Source organism: Flavobacterium sp. J372, assembly GCF_024699965.1.
GTDB lineage: Bacteria > Bacteroidota > Bacteroidia > Flavobacteriales > Flavobacteriaceae > Flavobacterium.
In genome coordinates this window covers 128,698-145,168 of the sequence record NZ_JAJOMZ010000004.1, presented here as the reverse complement: position 1 = coordinate 145,168, position 16,471 = coordinate 128,698, and the positions used below count along the sequence as shown (strand labels likewise).

At 43.6% G+C, this 16,471-nt stretch carries 11 protein-coding genes and 2 tRNA genes; 3 read left to right on the top strand and 10 right to left on the bottom strand.

Annotated features, from left to right (window positions below):
• Positions 1-5: 5 nt before the first annotated feature.
• The 3 genes from LRS05_RS01100 to LRS05_RS01090 all read right to left on the bottom strand — a co-directional run bounded on the left by LRS05_RS01100 (position 6) and on the right by LRS05_RS01090 (position 2,876).
• Positions 6-725: a hypothetical protein gene (locus LRS05_RS01100; RefSeq protein WP_257866624.1), complete on the bottom strand. Its 720-nt coding sequence runs from the start codon at positions 723-725 to the stop codon at positions 6-8.
• Between the two features lie 81 nt (positions 726-806).
• Positions 807-2,198 (bottom strand): HAMP domain-containing sensor histidine kinase, encoded by a 1,392-nt coding sequence (locus LRS05_RS01095; protein WP_257866623.1) that lies wholly within the window; start codon positions 2,196-2,198, stop codon positions 807-809.
• A gap of 3 nt (positions 2,199-2,201) precedes the next feature.
• Positions 2,202-2,876 (bottom strand): response regulator transcription factor, encoded by a 675-nt coding sequence (locus LRS05_RS01090; protein WP_257866622.1) that lies wholly within the window; start codon positions 2,874-2,876, stop codon positions 2,202-2,204.
• Between the two features lie 233 nt (positions 2,877-3,109).
• Between LRS05_RS01090 and LRS05_RS01085 the strand changes: the two genes are divergently transcribed.
• Positions 3,110-4,009, top strand: coding sequence for a T9SS type A sorting domain-containing protein (locus LRS05_RS01085; protein ID WP_257866621.1), 900 nt, complete (start codon positions 3,110-3,112; stop codon positions 4,007-4,009).
• A 38-nt stretch (positions 4,010-4,047) separates the two neighbouring features.
• On the opposite strand, the gene LRS05_RS01080 is transcribed toward LRS05_RS01085, so the two are convergent.
• The 3 genes from LRS05_RS01080 to mutS all read right to left on the bottom strand — a co-directional run bounded on the left by LRS05_RS01080 (position 4,048) and on the right by mutS (position 7,021).
• Positions 4,048-4,133: transfer RNA gene (locus LRS05_RS01080), tRNA-Leu, on the bottom strand.
• Between the two features lie 13 nt (positions 4,134-4,146).
• Positions 4,147-4,219: transfer RNA gene (locus tag LRS05_RS01075), tRNA-Gly, on the bottom strand.
• Positions 4,220-4,414: 195 nt separating this feature from the next.
• A complete protein-coding gene (gene mutS / locus LRS05_RS01070; RefSeq protein WP_257866620.1) occupies positions 4,415-7,021 on the bottom strand; it encodes a DNA mismatch repair protein MutS in 2,607 nt (868 codons plus the stop codon).
• Between the two features lie 131 nt (positions 7,022-7,152).
• On the opposite strand from mutS, the gene LRS05_RS01065 reads away from it, so the two are divergent.
• Together LRS05_RS01065 and LRS05_RS01060 are read left to right on the top strand one after the other, a co-directional pair.
• The gene (locus LRS05_RS01065; protein WP_257866619.1) at positions 7,153-7,695 is read left to right on the top strand and encodes an RNA methyltransferase; all 543 of its coding nucleotides are present in this window, start codon (positions 7,153-7,155) and stop codon (positions 7,693-7,695) included.
• Between the two features lie 106 nt (positions 7,696-7,801).
• Positions 7,802-9,802 (top strand): T9SS type B sorting domain-containing protein, encoded by a 2,001-nt coding sequence (locus LRS05_RS01060; RefSeq protein WP_257866618.1) that lies wholly within the window; start codon positions 7,802-7,804, stop codon positions 9,800-9,802.
• A 9-nt stretch (positions 9,803-9,811) separates the two neighbouring features.
• On the opposite strand, the gene folK is transcribed toward LRS05_RS01060, so the two are convergent.
• From folK to LRS05_RS01040, 4 genes are all read right to left on the bottom strand, one after another.
• Entirely contained in the window at positions 9,812-10,948 is a 1,137-nt protein-coding gene (gene folK / locus LRS05_RS01055; protein WP_257866617.1) for a 2-amino-4-hydroxy-6-hydroxymethyldihydropteridine diphosphokinase, read from the bottom strand.
• Positions 10,949-11,020: 72 nt separating this feature from the next.
• On the bottom strand, positions 11,021-13,690 hold the full coding sequence (locus tag LRS05_RS01050; RefSeq protein WP_257866616.1) for an AsmA family protein: 2,670 nt from the start codon (positions 13,688-13,690) through the stop codon (positions 11,021-11,023).
• Positions 13,691-13,746: 56 nt separating this feature from the next.
• Positions 13,747-15,522 carry a signal peptide peptidase SppA gene (sppA, locus tag LRS05_RS01045; protein WP_257866615.1) on the bottom strand — a complete coding sequence of 592 codons (1,776 nt, stop codon included), beginning with the start codon at positions 15,520-15,522 and terminating at the stop codon, positions 13,747-13,749.
• Positions 15,523-15,660: 138 nt separating this feature from the next.
• A complete protein-coding gene (locus LRS05_RS01040) occupies positions 15,661-16,455 on the bottom strand; it encodes a DUF2797 domain-containing protein (protein WP_257866614.1) in 795 nt (264 codons plus the stop codon).
• Between the last annotated feature and the right edge of the window lie 16 nt (positions 16,456-16,471).

Below are 16,471 nucleotides of genomic sequence, written 5' to 3'. Positions count from 1 at the left end.
AAGTATTATGCATTTACGGCGTCTTCATTAATAGATAGCACCGGCAGGCCAAGCAGCTCATCTATACTGCTTTGGTTTTTTTTCCGGCTTTGTACAGCCCTCGTTTCAATCAGCAGGTCAATGTTATTCTTTTCAACAGCCGCTGTAAGGTAATTTGCAAGTTCATCCGGGCTTTGGGCTTCAGTGATATCGGCATGGCTTACAATCCTGAAGTTGAATTGTGCCCCTACGCGCTGCTGCAGTTCCTGTATGCCAAAGCTGGCCTTTTTATTCTCAAGGTATAGAGCATTTATGAGCCCGGTTTCGTTTGGCTCTGTATTTAGCTGCAATACCGGACACTTATACTTTAGTAAAATTTCAAGGCACCGTGTGTGCAGTTTTGATTTTTCAGCCCTGTAAGATGCAGGTACAATTATAAGGTTCACATTAAGAAAGTCTAGCAGGTTACGCAGCAAAGGTGCAGTAACTCCTATTTGCGTGCGTACTTCAAGGCAGCACCCGGCCACGGCAGTAACGGCTTTATGGCATTTTTCAATTACCGAAGATTGTACATTTGTAAGATTGTTATGCGATTTTCGGATAAATTCTGCTGCGGCAAAGCTGTCGGGCATTGGTACAGGCTGCAGTATGATAATCCTACACGGGCCGGTTACCTGTACAAGTGCGTTATTTACAGCGTGTAGTGTATCTTCCTGAAGCGTAGTGGGGATGAGAATATTTTTCATATGTATAACTCTATTGAAAGTTTATACATACAAAGCAACAATCGCCAGATTAGAGCAGGCTTAAATTAAAATTAGAAAATCCTAAGATTTTACATTAGAATTTTTAATGTTCGGTTTCCTGAAAACAATAGTTGCTACAGTCCCCCTGCCCGGCTCACTTTGTATTACCAATTCGCCGTTATGCATCCGGATAATCTTCATAGCCAATGGCAGCCCAAGGCCATAGCCCGTATAGCGCGAAGCCTCTTTACCCCTGAAAAAGGGCTCATACAAGTGCGGTACATCTTCGGGTGGTATGCCCATGCCAATATCAGTTACTACAATTTTTATCTGGTTTTGGTCGGCAGTAAGTTCTGCAAAAACTTCTTCGTTATTGCTGTACTTTACACCATTGGTTATTATGTTGCCAATGGCAAGTTCCAGCAAGGGTTTATTGCATGGCAGCAATAATAATGACTCATCCTGCGGAAGCTTTAACTTCAGGCTCACCCTGTTATCAGGATACAAACGATCAAGGGATTGTTTTACTTCAGTAAGCAGCTCGTCAATGCGCACCACATCCTGTACCTGCTTTTTACCATCATAGCCTGTCAGTGTCAGCTTTAAAAGGCTTTCAGTAAGGCTGGCAAGGCGTGCAGCCTGCCTGTTTATGTTTTCCAGCGCCAATTTATATTCATCGGGTTTACGGTCTTTTATTAGCGCTATTTCCGCCTCTGCCATTATGGTAGTCACAGGCGTTTTCAGCTCATGCGATGCATTATTGATAAAGTTGGCCTGCAGCTCAAATGAAGTCTCAAGCCTGTCCAGCATGTCATTAAAAGTTCGGGTAAGGTCAGCCAGTTCATCCGAATCATTTTTACTTGTTTTCTGGAGGCGGTTGTGCAGGTTATTAGCGCTTATACGTTTTACTTCAGCGGTAATCCTGGCTACCGGGGCAGTCATTCTTCTTGCAAGGAACCGGCCAAAAATATAAGCGATTATTATGAACCCGAGCCCGCCAACAATAAATATGCGCACCATATATATCGTGGTGGTATTACCGCGCCTGTCTATTGCAGAAACAATCGCGATGTACTTTTGATTGCCTTCACCAAAAGTCTGGCCGTAGTAGTACCGGTGGCCGTCACGCTCCCATGCTTTGCCTGTTGCAAGAACTTCTTTGTAAAAATCCGGTGCAAGAGTAAGATCCGTGTTGTATTCAAAAGAATTTACCCCGTTTATTTTAAGTACGTAGTCTTTTTCATCAATTAATTCAGGTAGTGCATTGGCTTTAAGATCGCTAACATATTTTGATTTAAGCGGATCATCCTGAAAGTGCATTGATGCCACAACGTTTGCCCTGTCTTCAAGTCTTTTCAGGAAATAGTAGCGGTTATTCTGCTGAAAGAGATAAAAAACCACAACACATAGAAGAAGTGTGCTTACACACGAAAGCACAATGTAGGTAATGGTTATTTTCTTTTGTATCTGCATAGGTTAGGGGCGGATGGTGTAACCGAGGCCTTTTATGGTATGTATGAGTTTTGTATCATAAGGCTTATCAATCTTTTTTCTGAGATAGTTTATATATACGTCAACCACATTGGTATTCATGTCAAAATTTATGTTCCATACGTTATCAAGGATTTTTTCCCGTGAGAGTATTGTGCCCTGATTTTTTGCGAGGTAGTACAGTAACCTGAATTCTTTTGCTGTCAATGGTATATCCTTGCCGCTTCGTGTTACGGTTTTGGCTTTTTTGTCGATTATCATGTCTTCCACTTCAAGTACTTCAGCCGGTTTATGCTCAATTGCAGCGCGGCGGGCCAGCGCATTTATACGAGCCTCAAGCTCACTGAATTTAAACGGCTTACTCATATAGTCATCTGCCCCTGCATTCAGGCCTGAAACGATATTGGCGCTGCTGTCAAGGGCCGTAAGCATAAGTATCGGTACAAAGTTTCCGGCAGCCCTGAGCCTTCGGCATATTTCAATGCCATTGATGTCGGGGAGCATTACATCCAGCACAATTACATCAAACACGTTTTCAGCAATCATCTGCAAAGCTGTAGCGCCATCAAGCGCGGCGCTTACATCATAATTCTTTTCGGAAAGCCCTTTCCTGATAATTGACAGCAGGTTTGGCTCATCTTCAACAATCAGCAGCTTCATAAGTTTAAAAACGGGTTAACTGCAAAAATAAGGATATGCCTGTTAATAATATCTAAATTACCGGTATAAGGTAATGTTTTAATACTTTATGAATATAGATTTATTAAAGTTATAGAATATTCAATTTTTTACGATATGGTAGTATCACTATTGCCTAACCCATAAATAAATATAATAATATGTGTGCAATATAATGATTCTCATATATTTACATGAATATTTATACAAATCCTATGAAAAGAATTTTACTATTTTACAGTTTATTGGTAGCTGCTGTATCATCAGCCCAAGTTACTATCGGTTCAGGCACCGCAGTTGACAGTAATGCCGGATTGTCAACACCTATTTCTATTTTTTATTCAACTTCTCTGGCGCAATTTATTTATTTTCCGTCAGAAATCGGATCTCCGGGAACAATTACATCTGTCGAATTTAAGCTAAATCAGACCGGAACCCTTACCAATTCAAACGGTATGCTTGACGTTTGGATAGGCCATACCAATGTATCAGCCTATAATCCTGTGGTAAGCACAACAGGTGCAGACTGGATAGATATATCAACCCACACGCAGGTAATGGCGAACGGGTCTTTTACAGTTTCAGGAACAACATTAACCTGTACCTTCAGTACGCCATTTGAATATAACGGTACTGATAACCTTGTAATTACCGTTGATGCCAACCAACCGGGAAATAACGGAAACGTGACTAAATTTTTACAGACTGCTCCTACAACCGATTTTACATCACTTATGATTCGTACCGATGTTGCCGCAGATAATGCAGATCCATTTAATCCGCCGCTTAATTTCACCGGTACAAATACCGCTACTTCAGTTCAGGCGAAGAAAACAAGGCCCCAAATAGTGTTGAACGGCACTTTTTTAAGCACAGGAGACTTTAATGTAAACACTATAGCGCTTTATCCTAACCCTTCTATAAATGATATTGTAGTACAATCTGCCTCAAAAGTTATATCGGCACAGATATACAGTATTACAGGCCGGCTCGTAAAATCGACAGATGTTGATAATGACAGTATTAGCACTGAAGGGCTGGCGCCGGGTATATATATCGCAACCCTGAAACTGGAAAACGGCAGTATCGCCAATAAAAAGTTTACCAAAAAATAATAAAAAAGCCCTGACGAATGTCAGGGCTTAATATTGTGTACTCAAGGTGGGACTTGAACCCACACGGGCATTGCTGCCCACTGGATTTTAAGTCCAGCGTGTCTACCGATTCCACCACTCGAGCTTAAAAGGTTTTGAGCGAAAAACGGGATTCGAACCCGCGACCTCCACCTTGGCAAGGTGGCGCTCTACCAACTGAGCTATTTTCGCATTATGTCAATTACCGCTTTTTGTTTCAGTATTGCGGATGCAAATGTAGCACATAAAATCAATTATACAAGGCTTTTTTAAAAATTTTTCAGGATAAAAATTTAATCTTCTGATAACGTTTGTCTTACTACATAAATTTTTTAGTCTGATCGCCCTGTTTGAAATTTGGTGCTTGTAATTTATGATTTTGGAATTTTACTTCGTTAGCATTCTCTTTATCTCATTTAGTTTCATCAGAGCCTCAACAGGTGTAAGTGTGTTGATATCGATATTCATGATCTCATCTTTTATCTCTTCAAGCAAAGGGTCGTCAAGATTAAAGAAACTCAGCTGCATTTCTTCCTTGGCCGATGCTTTTACATTAGATAATGCTTCGCCGCTATGGTCTTTCTCAAGCTTCTTGAGCAGCTTTTGCGCCTTTTGTATCACTGTTTGCGGCATACCGGCCATCTTTGCTACATGGATACCGAAACTGTGCGCACTGCCTCCTTTTACAAGTTTACGGATGAAGAGCACAGTATCTTTTAATTCTTTAACAGATACATTATAATTCTGTATCCGTTCAAAAATCTCCTGCATCTCGTTCAGTTCATGGTAGTGCGTGGCAAACAAAGTTTTTGGCTGTGCCGGATGCTCATGCAGAAACTCGGCAATTGCCCATGCGATGGATATACCGTCATAGGTACTGGTGCCGCGGCCTATCTCATCAAGTAATATAAGGCTGCGGTCGCTTAGGTTATTAAGAATGGAAGCCGTCTCGTTCATCTCGACCATAAAGGTTGATTCGCCCATCGAGATATTATCTGATGCTCCAACCCTTGTAAAAATCTTGTCCACAATACCCATACGCACACTTTCGGCCGGCACAAAGCTGCCCATCTGCGCAAGTAATACTATCAACGCGGTTTGTCTGAGTATAGCCGACTTACCCGACATGTTGGGGCCGGTGATCATGATTATTTGCTGCGCTTCACGGTCAAGATAAACATCATTGGTAATGTAAGCCGTACCCACAGGCAGCTGCTTTTCAATAACAGGGTGGCGGCCTTCTTTTATATCGAGTTCATAGCTGTCGTCTATCTCAGGCCGTATATATTTATTTTCAAGCGCCAGCTGCGCAAATGATGCAAGGCAATCTACCTGCGCAATCAGCCCGGCATTTAGCTGTACGGGCTTTATATACGTAGCTATCCAGTTTACGAGCTGCTCAAAAAGCTGCGACTCTATCTGGTGTATTTTTTCTTCTGCGCCAAGAATTTTGGTTTCATATTCCTTCAGCTCTTCGGTTATGTAACGCTCGGCATTTACAAGTGTTTGTTTCCGAATCCATTCTGCCGGAACCTTGTCTTTGTGCGTATTACGAACTTCTATATAATACCCGAATACGTTATTGAAGGAAATCTTAAGTGATGTTATTCCTGTAAGTTCCGACTCCCGTTTTTCTATCGCTTCTAAAAATTCCTTACCCGAATAGGCTATTGCCCGAAGTTCGTCAAGCTCAGCATGAACTCCCTGCGCTATAGCATTGCCTTTAGCAATGGCAACAGGAGCATCAGGGTTGAGCGTAGCCTTTATCTTTTCACGCAGCAGGTCGCAACTGTGCAGGCTGTCACCAATGGCTCTCAGCGCTTCATTATCACTTGAGAGGGCTATGTTCTTTACAGGGATGATGGCATCGAGTGAATCGTTAAGATAAATAACTTCGCGCGGTGATACCTTGCCTGTAGCTATTTTTGAAATTAGGCGTTCCAGGTCACTTATCTGTTTTATCTGCTGCTGGAATTTTTGCAACACGTCGGTATTTATCGTCAGGTATTCCACAACCTCATGGCGTGCACGTACTTTGTTGGCATCTTTTAGCGGTAGTGCCAGCCAGCGTTTCAGCAATCGGCTGCCCATAGGTGAAAGCGTACGGTCTATTACATCAAGCAGCGTTACCGCATTCGGGTTGGTGCTATGATATAGCTCCAGGTTTCGTATGGTAAAGCGGTCCATCCACACGTAGGCATCTTCGGCAATACGCTGTATGGCTGTAATATGCTGCACGCGTTTATGTTGCGTTTCGCTCAGATAGTACAGTACTGCCCCCGATGCGATGATGCCCTCCTGGAGTTCTTCAACGCCAAAGCCTTTAAGTGAATTCGTTCCGAAATGTGAAGTAAGGCTTTCAAAAGCGTAATCTTCTTTATATACCCAGTCTTCCAGGTAGAACACATGGTAGTCATCTCCAAACGTATCACGGAAAGCCGTTTTATCATTTTTCTGGACCAACACTTCGCTCGGCGAGAAATTTTGCAACAGCTTATCTATATATTCCTCATTGCCTTGCGCTGTAAGGAACTCGCCAGTAGAGACATCCAAAAAAGATATCCCGAGTGTCTTTTTTCCGAAATAAACTGACGCCAGGAAGTTATTCGATTTTGAATGCAATACTTCATCATTCATAGAAACTCCCGGGGTTACCAATTCTGTCACCCCGCGTTTCACAATGGTCTTGGTCATCTTAGGGTCTTCCAACTGATCGCAAATTGCAACGCGAAGCCCGGCCTTTACAAGCTTTGGCAGATATGTGTTAAGCGAGTGGTGCGGAAAACCCGCAAGCGCTGTTTCGGTTTCGCTTCCGTTACCCCTTTTGGTGAGAACTATCCCGAGGATACCCGCAGCACGTACGGCATCTTCACCAAAGGTTTCGTAAAAGTCACCTACACGGAAAAGCAGGCAGGCATCCGGGTACTTCGCTTTTATGGCGTTGTACTGCTTCATCAACGGGGTTTCTTTTGCTGCTTTTTCTTTGGTTGCCAACGGATAATTCTTTAAAAATACTAAGGCATGCAATTTACAGAAATTACCAAAGAGTAGGGCGGGGTGCTGATATATTGTGGATAACTTCCCTGCCGGAATATTTGCTATTTTTGTGCCGTAAATTTGAAGTGATGAGGAAACTTGCCAATAGTGAACTGGACCGTAAAAGCGTTGAGGATTTTAAAGAATCTGAAAAAACGCCACTTATCCTTATTTTGGATGACATACGAAGCCTGCACAACATTGGGTCGGTTTTCCGAACGGCAGATGCTTTCCTTGTTGAGAAAATTTACCTCTGCGGTATCACCGCAACTCCTCCCAATAAAGAAATACACAAAACTGCATTGGGCGCTACAGATACCGTTGCATGGGAATATATGAAGGATGCTGCTGAAGTGATAGCGAAATTAAAAGCTGTAGGCACGGAAGTATATGCCGTTGAACAGGTTGAAAACTCAGTAATGCTGAATGACTTTACGCCGCCGGAAGATAAAAAGCTGGCTTTGGTGTTTGGCAACGAAGTAAAGGGCGTGCAGCAGAAGGCTATAGATTTATGTGACGGAACCATCGAAATCCCGCAATTGGGAACTAAACATTCCCTCAACATTTCTGTAAGCGCAGGTATTGTGGTGTGGGATATTTTCACAAAAAACTATACAACAAAGCCGCTGTAACCTTATTTCATTACATTAGCGGAATGAATATTTTTGCGTTACGGAAAAGCGCAGTGCTTTTCTTTCTTTTTTTACATCTGTCGTCTTTTCGCAAAACGTTGCACCGGTGCTCACGGCAACAGGTAGCCAGGTATACTGCGCGGGTACACCTGTGCCAATTGTAACTTCGTTTAACATAACAGACCCTGATGACCCGGGGCTGAACGCTGTTTATATACAGATTTCGTCAGGTTATATTGCAGGGCAGGACAGGCTGAACCTCAACGGTACGCACCCCAATGTTACAGCAACATGGGATAATATTGCCGGCAAGCTTACTCTTAAAGGCCCAGGCAGCCAGATAGTGCCATATGCCCAGCTTATAGCAGCCGTGAAAGATGTTTTGTATACCAACCTTTCGGCAACACCAACACCAGGCACCCGTACATTTTCAATTACCATAGGGCAGGCCAATTACCTTGCTTCTACAGGTCATTATTACCAGTTTGTGCAAGCAGTCAATATCACTTGGCCGCAGGCAAGAGCGGCGGCGGCAGCAAGTACTTATTATGGTTTGCAGGGTTACATGGCAACGCTTTTAAGTGCTGAAGAAGCCCAGCTTTGCGGGGAGCAGGCTACCGGTACAGGGTGGATAGGCGGTACAGATGAAGAAACGGAAGGCGTTTGGAAGTGGGTAACCGGCCCCGAAGCTGGGACTGTTTTCTGGAATGGACTGGCCAACGGTTTTACGCCCAACTTTGCATTTTGGAACACTCAGGAACCCAATAATGCAGGGAACGAAGATTACGCTCATATAACCGCACCGGGTGTGGGTATACCGGGCTCATGGAATGACCTTCCGGCAGCAGGCAGCGGCCCACCTTATGTTCCGCAGGGTTATATAGTGGAATATGGAGGTATGCCGGGTGACCCGGTGCTGAATATATCGGCAACTACCACCGTAACTGTACCTGCAATAACATCATCACAAGGGGCTACCATATGTGGTAGCGGAACCGCTATTATCAGCGCCACATCAAGCGGCAATATGGTGTATTGGTATGTCAACCCAACAGGCGGCAGCCCTATAGATGTCGGGTCGGCCTTTACAACGCCCAGCCTTACTGCCACTACAACCTACTATGCATCACCGTATGATGCATCATGCGCCACAGGCAGCCGAACGGCTGTTACTGTGACGGTAAACCAACGGCCAACTATAACCGCCGGAGCAAACCAAGTGATTTGCGGGGCAGGTACAGCACAGTTGCAGGCAACAGCATCGGCAGGAAATGTAACATGGTATGATGCCCCAACAGGGGGTAACCAGGTAGGCACAGGCACTGCTATAACATCACCCAGCATAACTTCTACCACAACTTTCTATGCCGAAGCAGTGAACAATAACTGCGTGTCGGCAACAAGGGCGGCAGTAACTGTAACCGTTAACAGTACACCAGCGGCAGACCCGGAAACGATTTATATTTGTCAGGGAGATAGTGTTACGCTTGATGCGGGCGTTGCGGGACTTACTTACGTATGGTCACTAAACAACCAGGCTACGCAAACAATTACTGTTTCAACAGGAGGAACTTATAGCGTAGTACTAACTAACGCGCAAAACTGTTCAGCCACTAAAACATTTACAGTAATTGAAAGGCTGGCGCCCGTAATCTCTTCGATTAATGTGGATGGCACTACCGTAGCAATAAACATTGCCAATACTAATGTTGAGGATTACCGCTTCTCGCTTGACGGGGTGAACTTTCAAACGTCAAATATTTTTACTGACGTACCGGCAGGGCAGGGAACAGTAACTGTAAAAGAACGTCATGATTGCGGTACTGTAACAGGCAATTTCATAGTGTTTGTAGTGCCGGGATTCTTTACGCCAAACAATGATAATGTGAATGACCTTTTTACAATACAAGGTATGACACTGTACCCGAAGGTTAAGGTTAGTATATTTGACCGTTACGGCAAATTGCTAATACAGCTTACCAGAAGCAGGCCATACTGGGATGGCACTTTTGAAAACAGGAATCTCCCCGCCTCAGATTACTGGTATGTTATAAAGCTTGACGATAGTTTACCTGAAATAAAGGGGCATTTCTCACTCATTCGTTAACGAGAATATCTAGTAATTATTAAAGCGATGTATCTCGTCAAGTATCCAGACGTAGTCTTCCTGGTTTTCAACAAAATCCCGTTCAGATACATCTAATACCAAAACATCCAGGCCGGGCTGTGACTTGATATAATCCAGATAACCACGATTTATCTTTTCAAGGTATTCCGGCTGTATGTCCTGCTCGTATTCACGGCCACGCTGTTTTATGTGTTGCAGCAATGTTTCGGTATTCTGGTATAAGTATACGTATATATCCGGCTTAGGCATTTCCTTGTAGATGATGTCAAACAGCTTGCGGTACAGGCGATACTCATCTTCACTAAGTGTGACTTTAGAAAATATAAGCGATTTAAAAATGTGGTAATCGGCTACTACAAAGTCCCTGAAAAGATCAAACTGAGACAGGTCATCGCTAAGCTGTTGGTAACGGTCAGCCAGAAAAGACATCTCCAGCGAGAACGCATACCGTGGCTGGTCGGCATAAAACTTTGGCAGGAAGGGGTTATCAGCAAAACGCTCCAATACCAGCTTTGCGTTAAAATCTTCGCTTAACTTACCAGCCAGTGTTGTTTTTCCGGCACCAATATTCCCTTCAATGGCAACATAATTGAATTTATTTAGCCGGTACTTATCAAGCTGTACATCAAGTTTTGAAACAAACTTGCAAATGCCCTCATCCCTGCTTTGCGCTAAGAGTGTCCTTACGTCTTTTTTCAACACAGGGTGTTGCCATTCAGGCCCAATCTCGGCCAGCGGCACCAGTACAAAATTACGATCCTGCATTCGCGGGTGTGGCACTGTGAGGCCTTCTTCGCGTATCACTTCATTATTAAACGAAATGATGTCGATGTCTATCGTCCTTGCCGTATAGCCTCCACTGCCGTTACGCACCCGCCCCGCCTTTGACTCTGCTGACAGCAAATCTTCAAGAAGCTTATGTGCGGTTTTAAATGTATGAATGGTAATGGCACAATTGTAAAACTCATCGCTCTCAAAGCCCCAGGCAGGAGAACTGTAAATCCCTGAAACTTTTACCACAGTAGCCACATGATTGTGTATATAATCTACACAATCAGCCAGTTGCTGCTGCCTGTTGCCCCTATTGCTGCCAAGTGATAAGTGTGCGGTGCTCTGAAATTTCATCAGGTGCAAAATAAAGAAACATTTCGCAAATGGCGCAGAATAATGTGCCTGGGTATTGGCCAGCACATAATCTTATTCTTCTTTTTTCTCCTTTTTCTTAAAAAGATCCCGTACAGACTTATTTACAGTATTCTTCAGGGCTTCTTCAGCTTGTTTTTTAGCCTCCTGATTTGTTTTCGGAATAGCGGTTTTAGTAGTGTCGGTGGTTTGTGACTGATTGTTACTGCCGCTTTTATTTCCTTTGATGAGGTTCTCCAGGGCTGATGCGCCTTGTTTTACATATTTATCTTTTTGCTGTTTTACCAGTTGGGTGGTAAGGTTGGTAACAGTTTGTGAAACATCAGTACTGATTTTCGGATTTTTGAACGTACCGGTCAGGATTGCATTTACAGGAACAGATATCTTACTTGCCTCACCCGGGGATAAACTATTTAAGAGTTTGTTAACATCTGAACCGAGATACTTAGCAGGCACATCAAAGTTGATATTATAATTCATAGACTGGTCGAAGCCGTGCTGCCCGCCAACTTTAATTGCTATATCCTGATATTTTAAATTGAATGGTGCAATATTCACTTTACCATCTTTAAAAGTCAGGGCAGCTTTCAGGTCATTAAGATTGAGTTTGCTCAGGTCGATGAATTTCAGGTGTGAGTCAAGTGAATTTAAGAGTTTAGAATTTTTCTCGTTAACGGTTGTAGACAGCAGCTGCCCCAATAAATTACCCGTAAGCGAATTCAGGTCAGGTGTCATTTCTTTTGCGTCGAGGTTACCCGCAACGTTGATAGTTGATGTGAGTTTGCCGTTAATTACATCAGCAATAGGGGCTATAGACTTAAGCATGTCGAGCTGCGTGAACGACTGGTTGATGTCAACTTTATTCAGTGATAGGTCCATACTGAATGTAGGAGTTTTACCTTTCGTTGAAACATTACCGCTTGCTGAAATAAGCCCGCCAAAAATTGATGTCTTCAGGTTCTCCAGCTTCACGGCTTCGTCCCTGATGATCATCCTGCCCGAAACATCCTTCAGGTTCAGGTTGTCATAAACCACAGTATTGGCTTTTGCAGTGATAGTACAGTCAAGAAACGCCGGTATTTTCACAGCGTCAGATTTTTTTACTGTTGTGGTTTTCTTTTCGCCGTCACCGGTTTTAGTTGTGGTTTTGGCTGTTTCAGGCGCCATAAAGTCCGCTACGATAAGCTGGTTGGCATTCATGTTGAAGTTGCCCTTCAGCACCTGGTCTTTAAAGATAAAGCCATAAAAATTATCAAGCGTGCCCGTTAAAGCAATGTCGCTCGAGCCGGTTTTGGCATTAAATTGCTCAAGCGTTACACGGCTCGGGTTAAAACGTACCGAAGCGTTATTGATAACAACCGGCTTCGCCATGCCTTCGCCAGAATACGTAAACCCTGATAGGCTCATGCTGCCGCGGTTGTCGATTTTCTCATACTGCTCTTTTTCAACAGCCTGCATGTCAAATTTCGTTTCTACATCGGCCTTTAGCATGCCTGATAGCGGCACATCAAGCTTCACCGGATACGCTTTCGCAAAATTATTCAGGTTGATGGTGCCTTTAAGTTTAGCATCAACCAGCGGATTCTCTACCACATTTTTAATATTGGCGCTGGCATCAAAAACATCCTGGTCTATCCGGAATGAAAGCTTGTCTAAATTCACATACGTGTCATTCATCACACCGCTTTCATTGATGATTTTAGTATCAATGACGATGTTGTTAATTGACTTGGGTAGATCCGGATATTTAAATGACGCGTTATTGGAAGCTATGGCGATATTAAACTTCGGCACAGTAGTTTCAGTCATCATGCCGTTCACTTTGCCGTTGATGGTAAAATCACCCTCTGTCTTCACATTGGCAATACTGCCCGAGTAGGCTTCAGGGATTAGGCCCAGAAAGTTCTTGAATGATGAGGTAGGGGTTTTAAATGTGAGGTCAAACTGCTGGCCTGCTTCCAGAAGCCCAAGGCTCCCGTTGAATTCTAAAGGCAACTGGTTAATCATTGCCTTATTGTCTTTGAAAGTATAGATGCCTTTGTCAAGGTCAAGGCCAAGCACAGCATCCAGCTTCAGCACTACGTTGCGCATATAGTTGGTCTTGTCCATATCCATGGTCAGCTTTGCTGTGGTATGGGTATCAAGATCAAGCTTGCTTGCAGCGAAATTACCTTTGCCCTCATGATTAAGGCTGTCAATAACCACTTTCATTTTGCTGCGCTCGTCATAATACTTAAAGCGGAGGTTTTCTACAGCATAATTCTGTACATTCAGTGCAAACGGCTTACTCTCGCCGCTGCCCGGCTCTTCTGGCTGGTCTTTCAGTGCAATATCAAAATTGCCCAGGCCATCTTTATTGAAAAGGATGTTTACAACACCGTTTTTGGTAGTAAATGATTCAAGGTTCATCGGTTCGCTCTCCCCCTTAAATAGTTCCTTAACCGACATCTTAAGGTTCATCTCGCCCATGTACACCAACGTGTCTCCGGCAAACGGCGCTTTGTTTATGATGCTTAGCTTATCAATGGTAACATTCGCCTGCGGAAAGCTCTTAAACAAACTGAGGCTGACGTCTTCAAATGCCACAGTGGCATCAACCTGCTCGTTGATAGCCTTGGCAATCATGCTTTTAATCTTGTCTTTGAATAGGAAAGGCGTTACAGCCAGGAGTATAATCAGGACCAGCAGGGTGATGCCGGTCCATTTCAAAATCTTCTTAACCATGGTATGCTTTTTTGCTAAGATACGGCTTTATAGCCGTATTACATAAATAACGGCTGTTACTTAATGTTTATTTCATAAGGCAGTATAAGCTGTGCGCCCCGGCGTTGTGTAGTACGGCGTATGCGTTCAATCACCCGATAGTTCTCTGCGCCAACTTCTTCTTTAATAAACTCCTCCTTAGTTTTTGCAAAAGGCAGCCCGCTTAGGTTAGAAAAATATTTGCTGAGATCACGCTCAAACTGTGGGTATGCTTTGGTAGAATATTTTGTTGTCTTACCAAGTTTGGCAGCGTGTTTTATAGCAGCATCAAGCCCGCCTATTTCGTCTACCAAACCTATTTTAAGCGCGTCTGATCCTGCCCAAACACGACCCTGGCCTATGGCGTCAACCTGCTCAAAAGTCATCTTGCGGCCCGCCATAACCCGGCTCACAAAGGTTTTGTAAATGTTCTCAACACTTTCCTGAACATAGGCACGGGTATTATCTTTAAGAGGCGAGAATACGCTGTAACCTGAGGCATTGGCATGTGTGCTTACCTCTTCTGTGTGTATGCCTACTTTGTTGCTTAATTGCGTAAGGTTCGGCAATACGCCAAATACGCCAATAGAGCCTGTGATGGTGCTGGCCTCGGCAAATATCCTGTCGGCGTTGCATGATATATAGTATCCGCCTGAAGCTGCCAGGTTACCCATTGATACCACAACCGGCTTTTTCTTTTTAGTAAGCTCTATCTCTCTCCAGATGAGTTCGCTTGTCATTGCGCTTCCGCCCGGTGAATCCACACGCAGTACAATGGCTTTCACATTTTTGTCTTCACGTGCTTTTTTAAGCGATTCACGCATGGCGCCCTCACCAATAACGTTGATGTCGCCTTCGCCGCCGGTAATCTCACCCTGAGCATATATTACAGCAATACGGTCACCAAGACTGCTCTTTGCCGCGGCTACTGAACCAGACTTTACATAATCAAGTATTTCAATTGTATTATAGTCCTCGTCTTTCTTTACTTTCAGTGCTTTGCGTATGCCATTGCGGTATTCATCTTCATAGCCAAGCTTATCTACAAGTTTAACCGATTTTGCCATATCAGCTGTGCGGGCCGATAGGTTGGTGGCAATGTTATTAACCTGGTCTAGCGGTATGTTACGGCTTTTTGAGATGTCTGTAGAAACCGATGTCCAAATGGAATTGAGCAGCGTTGTAAGCTGCTCCCTGTTTTCAGGGCTCATTTCGTTGCTCAGGAAAGGCTCAACGGCACTTTTGTACTTGCCGTGGCGTATCACTTCCATTTTAATGCCTGATTTTTCCTGGAAGTCTTTAAAGAACATCACTTCGCTTGAAAGGCCTTTAAAATCGACTTCACCAATAGGGTTCAGGTAAAGCGTATCGGCAACCGAGTTGAGGTAGTAATCTGCCTGTGAGTAAGAGTCGGAATAGGCTACAACAAACTTGCCTGATTTCTTAAATTCTTCAAGCTTGTCACGAAGCGCTTTCATTTGGGCCATGCCAAGAGCAGCGGTGCTGTTAGTGATAGATATGCCTTTTATCTTACTGTCGGTTTTGGCAGCATCTATAGCATCTAATATATCGATTAAGCCGTCTTTCGGCTCATCGTCAAGAAAACTGAATTCAGGATAAGAAAATTTACCGCCGTAATCATTGGTTACTTCGGCAATGTTCAGCTCAATCACAGAATTATCTTTTACGGCAACAACATCTTCACTTCCGCTGCTGCCCACGGCAACACCTATCAGCACGATGAAAATGAAGAACAGGAAACAAAACAGGAACAGCCCTACTATTGTTGAAAGTACATTCTTTAAAAACTGCATATAACTAACTATTTATTTTTAACAGATAAGTGCCAAAAATACAATTATTGTTACAGTTACGGCTAAACTATTGTAAGATTTGATATTAGTTTTCACCAAAGGAAGTCAGCTTCAGGAATTCTGTAAAATAGCTGTGGCTTATACGCTTATCCTTACGCCAAAACCTTCAAATGACCTCACATTGAATACGGTGCCGTCTTCAAAAATCAGATATTGGCCCTTGATGCCAGTGAGCTTTCCATTATAAACCGGAGTAGTTACAATATTAAGGCTTGTAATTTTTTTAGGATATTCCAGCACGGGATAGTTAAGGTTGTATAGCTTTTCCTCAGTTTGCTCATAAAATGCAGCAACTTCTTCCGGTATAAGCGGCTGCACGAATTTCCGGCGCTCGAAAAGGTCAATAGGCGACACCTCATTCAGCAGCATTTTTTTCCAGTTTATCTTGTCGGAAAAGTGGTTTTTCAGCGCAACCTCCGTAACGCCTGCAAGGTAGCGGTTAGGTACTTCAACCAGAGGTATCGCCTGGCTGGCGCCCTGGTCTATCCATCTTGTCGGCACTTGTGTTTTACGGGTTACGCCAACTTTCATGTCGCTTGCCGAAGCCAGGTACACAATATGTGGCTGCAGCTGTGCTTTCTTTTCATATTCCAGGTCACGGTCGGCAATATCAAGGTGTGCCTTGCTAAGCTCTGGGCGCATAATCCAGTCACCCGCTGCCGGTATAACATAGAAACAGTCATAGCAATAGCCCTGTCGGTAAATTTTCTTTTTTTTGCTGCAATGCAGGCACTGGTATCCCATAAATGCAATTTCCATCTCTTTGCCCAGTAATTGGTTAACGTTGATGAAACTGCTTTCAAAAACAATGTAGTACTGTATGGGAGTTCCCAATTCTGTCTGCATTTTTGTTAAAACCCCCTCGTATTGCATGGAAAAATTACTATTT